This window comes from Sphingobacterium sp. UDSM-2020 (assembly GCF_016132525.1).
GTDB lineage: Bacteria > Bacteroidota > Bacteroidia > Sphingobacteriales > Sphingobacteriaceae > Sphingobacterium > Sphingobacterium anhuiense.
In genome coordinates, this window is the sequence record NZ_CP066166.1 from 806,509 (window position 1) to 819,117 (window position 12,609).

The following is a 12,609-nucleotide window of genomic DNA, read 5'->3' on the forward strand; positions in this document are numbered from 1 at the left end:
TAGAAGGATTTTTTTTCTACTTTTGTGACGGGTAAGTCTTTTACGACCAGCTCCCATTGACTCCCCCAGGTTGGGAACAAAGCAAGGGTATTTGGTTGAGCGGTGCGATAAAAGGAGCTTACCCATTTTTTATGCCCAAAATTTCGGGTCAGCTTCCTTTCACAAATCGTAAATACACAGCAATTTTAAGGAATACTTCTACTAAACAAAATAATTTTGTTTATTTGTAACTGAATTAGAACTATCGTATGAGTTGGTTTAAAAGAGATAAAGCCGGAATTAACACGGCAACAGAAAATAAAAAAGAGGCGCCAGACGGATTGTGGAACAAATGTCCATCATGTAAAAAACCGTTGTTGAACCTTGAACAAATCGAAAACAATTACGTTTGTCAATACTGTGGATACCACCTTAGAATTGGTTCTGCAGCTTATTTTTCAATCATTTTTGATAATAACGAGTTTACTGAATTATTCCCGACATTAAGCTCAGGTGACCCGATCAATTTCTTCGATTCAAAACCTTATACAGAACGCTTAAAAGAAAGTCAGGCTAAAACAGGTCTGGTTGATGCTATTCGTTCTGGTCATGGTAAAATCGATGGGCAGGAACTGGTTATCGCTTGTATGGACTTTAACTTCATCGGAGGTTCTATGGGTTCTGTAGTAGGTGAGAAAATTGCACGTTCCATCGATTACTGTATCGAACATAACATTCCTTTTATGTTGATCTCCAAATCAGGTGGAGCTCGTATGATGGAGGCCGCATTCTCATTGATGCAAATGGCAAAAACAGCGGCAAAATTAGCCCTATTGGCTAAAGCAAAATTGCCTTATGTTTGTTTGCTTACAGATCCGACGACAGGAGGTGTTACCGCTTCTTACGCCATGTTAGGAGATATCAATATTGCTGAACCAGGAGCTTTAATCGGTTTTGCAGGTCCACGCGTTATCAAAGAAACAATCAAAAAGGATCTTCCTAAAGGATTCCAGACTTCAGAATTTATTTTAGAGCACGGCTTCCTGGATTTTATAGTAGACAGAAGACAATTAAAAGAAAAAGTATCAACATACTTGAGATTGATTAAATAATAATCGGTCTTTAAAATATCTTCGGTGTTCCACCGAAAAAATAAGAGCTCCTACTATTGGAGCTCTTATTTTTTTAGATACTTAAAAAAAGCCCAAAATCTCCGCTTGGACAAATAATCAAAATCAGCCTCATTCGCATAAGCCTCCCGCTCGTAAGATATATTCAGGTAAGCCTGATGGAAATTTCTGTACTGCAGATAACGAAATAAAAATTCAATAAGATAACTGATATAAAAGAATATAATGAGTAATTCCACCGCCTGCCTCATATGTATCTGCTCGTGATTGATCAATTGACGGTTATCTTTAAATATACGCTTCTTTAGAAAAATAAAAGGATAAATAGTAATGGCATCAGCCTTTCCCCATGAAAATACTTTTGTCCAAAACCGACTAACCAAAATCATATCTTTTCAAATTAAATCCAATTCTATAAATTACTACGAATCAAGATAGATAATTTTTATTATCTATCTTACATTGTATATTTCCTCTATAAAATAATTCTTGATGGTAGAGGAAAGAACGATAAATTTGTTTTATATTAGGTGCAACGATATTCAACAAATTTATCTAAGTTTGTTATATAAAAATTAACAGATTAGTATGCCTTACAAAGAGCGCGAAATTAATAAATTGTATTACACGATGGGTGAAGTGACAACCATGTTTGATGTCAACGCATCCCAAATTCGTTTCTACGAGCGTGAATTTGATATTATTCAACCAAAAAAGAATAAAAAAGGAAATCGTCTATTTACCCAAGATGATATTGCTAATTTAAAAATCATCTTCAATCTGGTTAAAGATAAAGGTTATACCCTTCAAGGTGCACGTGAATATCTGCGCACTAATAAATCTGAAGCTAAAGAAAATCAGCGCGTCGTCGATTCTTTAGAAAAATTAAAGAGCTTTTTATTGGAAGTACGCGACAGCTTATAATGAGTTGCCTACCTTCCCGCAAGTTCAATAATCTCTAAATTTTCAATTTTACTGCCATTAATTTCAAAACGCATAAGTGTTCTCACTTTGTGCCAGCCCTGTTTTCCCGCAGCTCCTGGATTTAAATGTAGGCATTTTAACTTCTGATCATACATCACCTTCAAGATATGCGAATGCCCCGTAATAAAAAGCTGGGGAGGATGAGCCGTTATCTGCTTTTTTATCCGTGGTGCATACTTACCGGGATACCCGCCGATATGTGTCAACCAAACATCTACGCCTTCACAGGTGAACCTCAGATCTTCGGGAAAACGATGACGTAATCCTTGATCATCGATATTTCCATAAACACCTCGTAAAGGTTTAAAACCTTCCAGTTGGTCTGCAACAGCGGCATTTCCAAAATCACCAATATGCCAGATTTCGTCACAGTTTTCAAAGTGCTTAAACACCGACTCGTCCAGATAAGCATGTGTATCTGATATCAATCCAATTCTTGTCATACTAAAAAGCTAAAAAATAAGGTCGCAAAGCGGTCTTATACATTTCTGAATAAACACCTTTCGCTTCATAAATTATAAAATCAGAAACTGTTGAAACTCCACGATAAGCTTTCTGAAAAACAATAATCTTACGGATGATGGCATCACCTTCGAAAGATCGGATCTGAATCTCCTCTTTTAAACATAAATCCAAGGTTTCCGCAATCTCCTTCAGTTCATCGGCCAATAGTTTTGGAACGATCAAAGCCAATTGCCCATCTACCTGTAGTTTGTCTGCGGCGAAGGTCAACAGCTCGTTAAAAAACTGAAGATCGGTATGTCTGGCCAACTTCTTCCTTGCATCGGGATTATGCAAGGAATCGGTATAAAATGGCGGGTTAGAAATAATAAAATCAAAAGAGCCTGTATCAGTAAAATCTTGAAATGAACAAGCGTGCATCACCATTCGGTCTCCAAAATTGGAGTTTCTAAAATTTATTGCTGCACGCTTCGCGGCTGCAGGGTCAATTTCCACAGCGATCACCTCGCTATCCGCACAGCGCTGTGCTAACATAAGCGCAATCACACCTGTACCTGTACCAATATCTAATATACGTTCCGAGGATTCAACATGAACGAGTGAAGCTAATAACACAGCATCGGTATTAATTTTCATCGCACAATCAGATTGATCAACGGCAAACTCTTTAAACTGAAATATAGAAGCCATTGTCACAAAGATAATTCTTTTAAAACCGTTGCACTATTTGATCTTTACAATATTTGAATAAATTTTTATTACTTTAGGTCAATAAAAACAAATACGTATGAACCGATATATTTCTGTTATTCTCTTCAGTATTATCACCCTATTCACGATCATTCCTTCATCCTTTGCACAAGATAAATGCGAACTAACGATCAACAGCTCGCTTGACCCCTTGACTAAGATATTAAATGCAAACCAGTACGATAAATTAGCATCGATCTTAGCTCAGATAGAACAAAGCTGTGGGACTATAGAACTTGTTCAGCGAATCAAAATAGTACATTTGATCATCGCTAAACAAAGTAGTGGCAATGCCATCGAGCGTTATTTAGACAATGGTTTTGATGAACAATTATTGAACCGCTTTGCTGATGCTGCAAGAGAGGATTTTGCCTATCAGTATGAATCTAATAAACAACAATATAATTATGTTCCACTAAGACATCCGATCGACCAGCTCATTAAAACACGTGCAAAAGCTTTATTGCAGTCTCAATCCTATACGCTTTCCGATGCAGAAATTGACATCTTAAATCTTTTTTCGAACGAAGAGTTATTGCGTAACCAGGCATCATCTGTAAAACAAACGGTACCTGAAAAACAAGAGCATGCAGTAAAAGAGGAACTTGAGGAGACATTAGCTTTAGCAGATTATTACAGTAAGTCTAAGATAGGTTTTCTTCCGTATATAGGTGTATATGGTCCTTTAGGTGGGAAAAACACCACATTTGGACCTAATCTTTCTGTTGGTTTTACTATTATGAGCTCGCTCCAAAAGTCATTTATATTTGAAGGGGGATTTAAGGTCCGTATCAATAGCAACGATAAAAATTTTGACTACAATTATTACGATCAGAGCGAATCTGTGAATTCCAATTTCGGTTTATTTTTTGGCGGAGCTGTCGGTTACAAAATCTATGATAACACCAAGTATATTGTCATTCCTAAACTTAATATCGGAATAGATATGGTCGACACAGGAATATCTGAAGATATCTATACAGATGGTTATTACGATGGCTATGGCGATTATATATCCGGCGGAAATTCCACAAAATTACATACTGTGAATACTATGCACTTGGGACTTAGTATGGCAGGAATGCGTCAGATTAAAGGAAAAAATTATATAGGAATAGAAGCTGGATATCATTATACCCCATACCAGTGGGATCATAATCTTCTCAGCAACATCTACAACCACTACGGAAGTATCGAATTATTTTTCAGATTCTAATTTTTCAATAACCGCTGGATCTCATCCAATTTCATAAGCGCTTCCACAGGGGTCAGCGTATTCACATCCAAATTATTCAGCATATCACGGATTTTCTCAAGGACGGGATCATCAATCGAAAACATCTGTAATTGATAGGCTTGCTTTTGGATTTTGCGCATACTATCTTTAATCTGTTCGCCACCAGTCCGCTCCTGCTCTAATCTTTTTAAGATTTCATTTGCACGGGATAGTAATTTTGGTGGCATACCTGCTAATTTAGCTACGTGGATACCAAAGCTATGTTCTGAGCCTCCTGGAACTAACTTACGTAAGAATATAACCTTATTGTTCATCTCCTTAACCGTCACATTATAATTCTTGATGCGGGGCATGGAATTGGTCAATTCATTCAGTTCATGATAATGAGTAGCAAACAATGTTTTGGCCTTAGCTGCAGGATGGTTGTGAAGAAATTCAGCGATAGCCCAAGCGATAGAGATACCATCATAAGTGCTTGTTCCTCGACCAATTTCATCCAATAAAATTAAACTCCGGTCAGAGAGGTTATTCATGATACTGGCCGTTTCATTCATTTCAACCATAAATGTTGATTCACCGGACGATAAATTATCAGATGCTCCTACCCGGGTAAAGATTTTATCTACAAGACCTATCTTTGCTTCCTTTACAGGAACAAAAGAACCGATCTGAGCCATGAGTACGATTAGTGCCGTTTGGCGCAAGAGCGCCGACTTACCGGCCATGTTGGGACCAGTGATGATGATAATCTGCTGCGTGGTATTATCCAAGTAAACATCATTCGTGATATAATCTTCACCAATGGCCATTTTCTTTTCGATAACGGGGTGACGACCACCTTTAATATCTAATACTTTACTTTCTGATATCTCGGGCTGAACATAATAATTCTTTTCTGCGATAACAGCAAAGTTCAAAAGCACATCTAATTTCGCCAGTAACTGGGCATTCAATTGAATCGGTTTAATGAAAGCCGCAATAGCAATTAACAATTCGGCATAAAGACGATTCTCAATGACCTGAATTTTTTCCTCAGCACCTAAAATCTGATCTTCATATTCTTTTAGCTCCTCGGTGATGTAGCGTTCGGCATTCACCAAAGTCTGCTTTCTAATCCATTCTGTAGGTACCTTATCACGGTGTGTATTGGTAACTTCTAAGTAATAGCCAAAAACATTATTAAAAGCAATCTTAAGGGAAGGGATACCAGTTGCCTCCGCTTCTCTCTTTTGGATTTCGATTAAATAATCTTTTCCTCCGAAAGCGATCTTACGTAAACGGTCCAATTCATCGTCCACACCATCAGCAATTACATTTCCTTTATTCAAGGCAACAGGAGGTTCTGCGAAAACTTCTTTTTCAATCTTATCACGAATGATACGACAGACATCCAGCTGATCAGCAATGGCTCGAAGGGCTTCAGAATTTTCCTGATTCGTTAGCTCCTTTAATTTTTCAACAGCATATAAGGCACGTTTCAACTGTACAATTTCGCGGGGTGAAGCTTTCTGAAGACCAATTTTAGAAATAAGCCGCTCAAGATCGCCTACATACTTAATCTCTTGAATCAAGGCATCACGTAAATCTTTATGCTCAGAAAAGTAAGCAACCACATCGAGACGTTCTTGAATTGATTTACGATCTTTCAATGGCATTACAATCCAACGTTTTAATAAACGCGCCCCCATGGGAGAAGCAGTTTGGTCCAAAACATCCGATAAAGTCGTCGCATTTTCATTTGCAGATCCGATCAGTTCGAGATTACGAACTGTAAAACGATCTAACCACATGTAACGATCTTCTTCAATACGCGAAATATTAGAAATATGCTGCAGATTGCGGTGTTCTGTTTCATTCAGATAATGTAAGGCAACACCGGCAGCAACCATCCCAATAGGCATCCGGTCGATACCAAAACCTTTCATTGAATTAACTTCAAAATGTTTCAATAAGTGCTCTGTTGCGTAATCTCCAGTATAAGGCCATTCGTCTAGCGTATAGGTATAATACTGACTCCCGAATAGCTCCAAAAATTCTTTGGATTGCTTACGCGACATGATGACTTCAGTTGGTTTAAATCCCTGCAAAAGTTTGTCAATATAAGACTGCGTACCTTGTGCGACTAAAAACTCACCAGTAGAAATATCTAAGAAAGAAATTCCGATCTGCGTTTTCTCAATATAAACTGAGGCTAAATAATTATTGGACTTCTGTTGGACAATATTATCATTATAAGAAACGCCAGGAGTCACCAATTCTGTCACTCCACGTTTAACGATGGTTTTGGTTTGCTTAGGATCTTCCAATTGGTCACAGATAGCTACACGCTGACCTGCACGGACAAGTTTTGGCAAATAAGTCTCCAGAGAATGATGCGGAAAACCTGCCAGAGCAGTTTCCGATTCGGTTCCATTTCCTCTCTTAGTTTGTACGATCCCTAAAATACTGGCGGCCTTAATGGCATCTTCACCAAATGTTTCATAAAAATCACCTACACGGAACAACAATAATGCACCTGGATATTTCACCTTGATCGCATTGTACTGCTGCATTAATGGAGTTACCTTTTTTTCTGCCTTTGCCAATTGGATTTCGTTTATTGATAATAAGCCGTAAAAATAACATAATCTACCTGATTAGACAAACGATCTCGTAGAATATGAAAAACTTAATTCTCTTTTCGCCTTAAATCATTTTTCAGTATACATACTTACCGAAGAATATCCATTACCTCGATCTCAGGCTTGTAAAAAAGAACATCTAAAAAAAAGCATATCATAAACAATACTGAACATAACAATTGGGCAAAATATTTCGTTCCTTTGCATTGTTTTTCAAAAGATATGGCAATTAAAAGAACGAATCAAGTAAAGAAAAAAAAGGTTCAAACAGGTTGGCAAAAAAAAGTTAAAACTTGGTCAATACGTATTGTTGGAGGTTTCTTTGCAATAACTCTATTTTGGGTACTCGCACTTAAACTCATCAATCCACCTATTACCTGGCTCATGATACAACGTGGGTTTGAGTTACAGGCAGCTGATAAAGGATTTAAACTGGAAAAAGATTGGTTAAATTACGATGAGCTCTCGGACAACCTAAAACGTGCTGCGATAGCAGGTGAAGATGCTCATTTCATGACGCACTGGGGTTTTGACACTGATGCTATTCAAAAAGCTATAGAGAAAAATAAAGATGGAAAAAAATTACGTGGGGGAAGTACAATCAGTCAGCAGGTAGCAAAAAATGTATTCCTGTGGCCAAAGCGTTCTTGGCTTAGAAAAGGTTTAGAAACTTACTTTACTGTTTTAATCGAAACATTCTGGAGTAAAAGAAGAATTCTGGAAGTCTATCTCAATGTTATTGAAATGGGGCAAGGTGTTTATGGAGCAGAAGCTGCATCCCAGTATTACTTCAAAAAATCAGGATCTACCTTATCAAAGAAACAAGCCGCACTGATCATTGCAATCCTGCCCAATCCAAGACAGTGGGATGCCCGAAATCCATCAGCCTATGTGAATCGTAGAGCAAATAGTATTGTTCGTTACATGGATCATTACCAAATACCAGAATAGCAAAAATATGATGAGGTTATAATAAAAGAAGCGATGATTGATCAATCATCGCTTCTTTTATTATCTAGCCAAACACTCGTTTATGCCAACTTTCTCCAAAAGGAATCTGCCATTTATCAGTTAAAGACGCTAAAGATGTGATCGTATTATCAAAGACAACAGTTGTGTCGTCAATCTGACCATCTTTTACTAAATTTTCAAATTCAGATCTGGATGCAGCATGCAACTGACCTTCCTTTTTAAAAGCAACGTTCATACGATCAAAAAGCTGAATATCAAAATCTGCTTCTAGTGTCTTCAAAAAGCGGACGGAACTGTCAATTGAACAACCAGATGCTGCAGCAATCTGCTCATCCACGGATAGCACAATAAACAAGTTATACCTAACCTCCGCCTGAGCAGATAAAGGTTCTCCATGCACTTTCCAGCCTGCGGCAAAATCTGCCAACCTGTTTTGAATCAATAACGCTTCATCATCAGTAAAGAAACGATTTGATTGATATACCCACGCACTTGTCATAACTTTTGAATTAATTAGTGAACATAATATGGTGAAATCATCAAATATACAATAACACCCGTTACCGCTACATATAACCACATCGGGTACGTAATACGTGCTATTTTTTTATGTCTTTCAAACGACCCGGCAATACCTCTTACATAAGTAATCAGTACAAAAGGGATAATAATAACAGACAATACTATATGTGTTATTAATATAAAATAGTATATCGGACGTAATATGCCCTCTCCACCGTATGGCGTAGAGTTAGCGGTCATATGATAAGCAACATACATCCCTAGGAACGCAACAGAACAACATACACAAAGTTTAATTAACCTTTCATGTAATTTACGATTACCTTTTTTAATCGCTAAGACTGCCCAGAACAATAATATCGCAGTGATACCATTGATCGTTGCATATATAGGGGGCAAAAATCCCAAAGGTTCTACATCATACCCTAATTTGCGTAAATTAACGCCAAACAAAGCCGCCACTACAAGTGGAATAACAACCGATAAAACGATGATCCACTTGTTATATTTCTTCTCTTCTGCTGTTTGTCCCATTTTATTTAGTTTCAATCTTTGGAGGATGATTTCTTATTTCCTCCACAACCAATAATTTAACCTCATCACTTAAGCGTTCCGCTTCTTTTTTCATCGTGATATCATAAAACCCTCTGATTCTACGTTTTGTATCTATCAAAACATAAGATGACCCCACAACAAAAGGATTATCTTTATCTGCTGTAGCTAAAGCGTCCTGTAGTAAACCATCTTTTGCAAATTTAAAGATATCCGAACTCGGTTTACTTACAAAGTACCATCTTTTATCTGAGGGATCGATATTCTTAATGTAATTTTTTAATACATCGGGTGTATCATAAGTCGTGTCGACGGAAACAGAATAGAATTTAATCATCTTATTATGTCTAAACTCACCAGATATCTTATTCAGGCTATTAATCATTGTTGTCGAAAACGACTTATCTCTCGAATAAAAAAGATGTACAACAGTAATAGCGCTATCCTTACCAAACAGATCAACGGGTTTGCCATCGTAGTTGATAAAAGACATATTTGGAACCTCATGATAGATTGTATCCATGATATCTCGGCCCCATTTACGATGAGTAGTACCTGGAACTTCTTTTTGACCGAATATTGGCAAAGTAGAATACGAATTCGCCATTCCAGTTCTATTCAGCACTACATACAAAAATCCTGGCAATAATAATATTATTGCCAGGATCATGATAGTTTGAATACCTTTATTTTTACCAGTATTTTTACCCATTTATATTATTTATTTTCCCACAATTGGTGAGGTTGTAATTCATGCAATAGGAAGTTACCTTCAGTAAGCATTAAAATGATAAAATAAATAATGAAGATAAATACGATACTTACAGTAACGATGAAACTAGATTTCTCAAATTTCAAGTGCATAAAGTAAGCTACGATATAATACGCTTTTATTAATGTTAATACAATATAGATAGAGTTAACCAAAGCACCCTTTGCTAAGATTTGCCAGTGATGAACAAATCCCAATGCGATTAAGAATTCGACAGCAGTTAATGCTAAAAGGACGAAGAAAATTCTCCAGATACCTTTTTTATCCATTCCTTCTCCGTGTCCGTGCTCCTCATGAGCAATATTATCGTGATGTTGTGACATAGCTTTTCTAAAATTAAAAACTTATAATTATACTAAATAGAAGAATGTAAATACAAACACCCAAACTAAATCCACAAAGTGCCAGTATAAACCTACTTTTTCAATCATTAAATACGAACCGCGATTCTCGAATGTGTTATTCAAAGTCATGCACAGGACGATAATATTTAAGATAATACCTACAGTAACGTGAAAACCGTGAAAACCTGTGATTGTAAAGAACAGATTGGCAAACTGCAACGCTGAAGTATAGGAGATATCATGTGTAAAATACGGTTGCAAAGCATCTTTAATAGCATCCCCCTCTAAACCTGTTGCCGGGTTTTGACCAAACCAGAAACCAGCATGGTGTAAGTGAGTCCACTCGATCGCTTGACAGCCTACGAAAGCAATACCACCAAGTATTGTCCATAACATCCATTTTACTACTTCATTTTTTGAGTTACGATGCCCTGCTTCTACAGCTAATACCATAGTCACAGAAGACATAATCAAAATAAAAGTCATAATACCAACGAACACTAAAGGTTGTCCGTGTTCTGCAATACCTGGTATAGATTGGAAAATCTTATCCGCATCTGGCCATGTACTATGTGCAAATCGTTGCGTTCCGTAATAAACCAAAAACGCAGAAAATGTAAAGGCATCCCCAACTAAGAAAAACCACATCATGATTTTTCCGTATTCCAAATTCCAAGGTGATTTTCCACCATTCCATGGACCGGTTTTTACCTTATCCAATTGTGATACAGTTGTACTCATTGTTTACTATTATTGATTCAAAAGTAAGAAAACATATATATAAATCCACAAAAGATCGAGAAAATGCCAAAAAATAGTGGCTAGATTCATGCGGAATTGATTGCCGTCTGGAGGAAGTGGTTTAAATACTCCCACTAAAGCGGTAATCAACACGATCACTCCCGCAATAATATGTGCTAAGTGCATTCCTGTAAAAACATAAACAAAAGACTGTGACGCATTGTTATTCACAAAATAAACGCCTCTTTCTGTTAATATTTCCCACGAATAAACCTGTAGCGCAAAAAATATAATTCCCAAAATTAAGGTAGCAAAAAGCAACGCTTTCTGTCTAGCCAAATTACCTACCTGCGCTGCCTTATAAGCAAAATGCATGGTAACACTACTTAAAACAATTGCCATCGTACTATAGATAAAAGTATCTGGTAATAATGTTTTAAGTCCTTTATCAACACCACTTGCTGTATAGACAATAAAACCGCTGGATAATGCTGCGAACATCATAAACATACCCAGCATCCCCAACCATAGGGTAAATTTTTGAGCCTTACGCGATACTAACTTCTCGTCAGTTTGTTGTACTCCTTGATTTAACATTATTTCAAAGGTATAAAGTCAAATAATAACACTAATTGCGTAATAGGAAGATAAAAAAATGAGGTAAACATCACTTTTCTCGCCGAAGCAATATCCTGATTCTTAAAAAGCTGAAAGCCATAATAAGCAAAGAAAACACCCCCTATCGCAGAAACAGCTGTAAAGATCCAGCCTCCGAAACCATAATACATGGGAAGAAATGCTGCTGGTATCATGATCAATGCTGAAAGAAAGACCATAAAAGCAGAAATCTTATCACGCTTGGTCGTTGGCAATAACCTAAAACCCGCCTGTTTATAATCATCATCAATCACCCATGCTAGAGACCAGAAATGTGGGAATTGCCACAAAAACTGAATTCCAAACAAAATAAATGGAATCATAATGATTGCACTTTCATTTGTTTGACTGTAGATTGCTAAATCATCTTGACTAAAGGCAGCAAAATAACCAATCAATGGTGGCAATGCACCAGGAAAGGCCCCTACAAATACAGCAATCGGTGATTTCCTTTTTAATGGCGTATACACAAATGCATATAACAATATGGAAAATACCGATAGTAATCCCGCAACAAAATTCAAACGTACCAAAACCAAAGTTCCCAAGATTCCCATAAATAAACTTAGAATCAAGGCTTGACCAGTTGTCATTCTTCCTGAAGGAAGGGGACGGTCAGCAGTACGGGTCATTAACTTGTCTAGATCTTTTTCGATAATTTCATTGAAACCATTTGCTGCACCTGTCACTAGGAAACCTCCTAATGTCAATAGCAACCAATTGATCCACAAAATATCCCCTCCAAGTTGCTTTGCTCCGATCAAAAAAGAGATGGATGCCGAAAAAACAACCGTTAATGTCAATCTTAACTTAACTAATTTCTTGAAATCAGAAATAAATTCTTTCATAGCGACAAATGTCCTCTTTTTAATTGTTTGTACAAAGT

15 protein-coding genes and 1 other RNA gene are annotated in these 12,609 nt (G+C 37.0%); 5 read left to right on the forward strand and 11 right to left on the reverse strand.

What is annotated here, in order from left to right; genetic code table 11:
- Positions 1 to 29: 29 nt before the first annotated feature.
- Together ffs and accD are read left to right on the forward strand one after the other, a co-directional pair.
- Positions 30 to 127: signal recognition particle sRNA small type (gene ffs, locus JAZ75_RS03410), an RNA gene on the forward strand.
- Between the two features lie 121 nt (positions 128 to 248).
- Positions 249 to 1,091 carry an acetyl-CoA carboxylase, carboxyltransferase subunit beta gene (accD, locus tag JAZ75_RS03415; protein WP_021188511.1) on the forward strand — a complete coding sequence of 281 codons (843 nt, stop codon included), beginning with the start codon at positions 249 to 251 and terminating at the stop codon, positions 1,089 to 1,091.
- A 65-nt stretch (positions 1,092 to 1,156) separates the two neighbouring features.
- On the opposite strand, the gene JAZ75_RS03420 is transcribed toward accD, so the two are convergent.
- Complete coding sequence (locus JAZ75_RS03420) at positions 1,157 to 1,498, reverse strand: hypothetical protein (protein ID WP_132843781.1); 342 nt, start codon at positions 1,496 to 1,498, stop codon at positions 1,157 to 1,159.
- Between the two features lie 199 nt (positions 1,499 to 1,697).
- On the opposite strand from JAZ75_RS03420, the gene JAZ75_RS03425 reads away from it, so the two are divergent.
- Positions 1,698 to 2,033, forward strand: coding sequence for a MerR family transcriptional regulator (locus JAZ75_RS03425; RefSeq protein ID WP_021188513.1), 336 nt, complete (start codon positions 1,698 to 1,700; stop codon positions 2,031 to 2,033).
- An 8-nt stretch (positions 2,034 to 2,041) separates the two neighbouring features.
- On the opposite strand, the gene JAZ75_RS03430 is transcribed toward JAZ75_RS03425, so the two are convergent.
- Together JAZ75_RS03430 and JAZ75_RS03435 are read right to left on the reverse strand one after the other, a co-directional pair.
- Entirely contained in the window at positions 2,042 to 2,536 is a 495-nt protein-coding gene (locus JAZ75_RS03430; protein ID WP_208700244.1) for a metallophosphoesterase family protein, read from the reverse strand.
- A gap of 1 nt (position 2,537) precedes the next feature.
- Positions 2,538 to 3,245, reverse strand: a complete 708-nt coding sequence (locus JAZ75_RS03435; protein ID WP_208700246.1) for a tRNA1(Val) (adenine(37)-N6)-methyltransferase — start codon at positions 3,243 to 3,245, stop codon at positions 2,538 to 2,540.
- 97 nt (positions 3,246 to 3,342) lie between these two features.
- Between JAZ75_RS03435 and JAZ75_RS03440 the strand changes: the two genes are divergently transcribed.
- A complete protein-coding gene (locus tag JAZ75_RS03440; protein ID WP_208700248.1) occupies positions 3,343 to 4,521 on the forward strand; it encodes a hypothetical protein in 1,179 nt (392 codons plus the stop codon).
- On the opposite strand, the gene mutS is transcribed toward JAZ75_RS03440, so the two are convergent.
- The gene (gene mutS, locus JAZ75_RS03445) at positions 4,518 to 7,127 is read right to left on the reverse strand and encodes a DNA mismatch repair protein MutS (protein ID WP_232789348.1); all 2,610 of its coding nucleotides are present in this window, start codon (positions 7,125 to 7,127) and stop codon (positions 4,518 to 4,520) included. The two genes, JAZ75_RS03440 and mutS, sit on opposite strands and share 4 nt — an antisense overlap.
- Positions 7,128 to 7,385: 258 nt before the next feature.
- Here mutS and mtgA point away from each other — a divergent pair, with 258 nt between their 5' ends.
- A complete protein-coding gene (mtgA, locus tag JAZ75_RS03450; RefSeq protein WP_132772407.1) occupies positions 7,386 to 8,114 on the forward strand; it encodes a monofunctional biosynthetic peptidoglycan transglycosylase in 729 nt (242 codons plus the stop codon).
- A gap of 64 nt (positions 8,115 to 8,178) precedes the next feature.
- On the opposite strand, the gene JAZ75_RS03455 is transcribed toward mtgA, so the two are convergent.
- The 7 genes from JAZ75_RS03455 to cyoE are packed head-to-tail and all read right to left on the reverse strand — an operon-like array spanning position 8,179 to position 12,571.
- Positions 8,179 to 8,634 carry a hypothetical protein gene (locus JAZ75_RS03455; RefSeq protein WP_021189367.1) on the reverse strand — a complete coding sequence of 152 codons (456 nt, stop codon included), beginning with the start codon at positions 8,632 to 8,634 and terminating at the stop codon, positions 8,179 to 8,181.
- A 14-nt stretch (positions 8,635 to 8,648) separates the two neighbouring features.
- The gene (locus JAZ75_RS03460) at positions 8,649 to 9,191 is read right to left on the reverse strand and encodes a DUF420 domain-containing protein (RefSeq protein WP_208700250.1); all 543 of its coding nucleotides are present in this window, start codon (positions 9,189 to 9,191) and stop codon (positions 8,649 to 8,651) included.
- A gap of 1 nt (position 9,192) precedes the next feature.
- Entirely contained in the window at positions 9,193 to 9,921 is a 729-nt protein-coding gene (locus JAZ75_RS03465) for an SCO family protein (RefSeq protein WP_208700252.1), read from the reverse strand.
- Positions 9,922 to 9,926: 5 nt separating this feature from the next.
- Entirely contained in the window at positions 9,927 to 10,304 is a 378-nt protein-coding gene (locus JAZ75_RS03470) for a cytochrome C oxidase subunit IV family protein (RefSeq protein ID WP_132843793.1), read from the reverse strand.
- Positions 10,305 to 10,331: 27 nt separating this feature from the next.
- On the reverse strand, positions 10,332 to 11,066 hold the full coding sequence (locus JAZ75_RS03475) for a cytochrome c oxidase subunit 3 (protein WP_021189363.1): 735 nt from the start codon (positions 11,064 to 11,066) through the stop codon (positions 10,332 to 10,334).
- A gap of 9 nt (positions 11,067 to 11,075) precedes the next feature.
- Entirely contained in the window at positions 11,076 to 11,663 is a 588-nt protein-coding gene (locus tag JAZ75_RS03480) for a heme-copper oxidase subunit III (protein ID WP_021189362.1), read from the reverse strand.
- Positions 11,663 to 12,571, reverse strand: a complete 909-nt coding sequence (gene cyoE / locus JAZ75_RS03485) for a heme o synthase (RefSeq protein ID WP_021189361.1) — start codon at positions 12,569 to 12,571, stop codon at positions 11,663 to 11,665. The genes JAZ75_RS03480 and cyoE overlap by 1 nt, the downstream gene beginning before the upstream one ends.
- Positions 12,572 to 12,609: the final 38 nt, after the last annotated feature.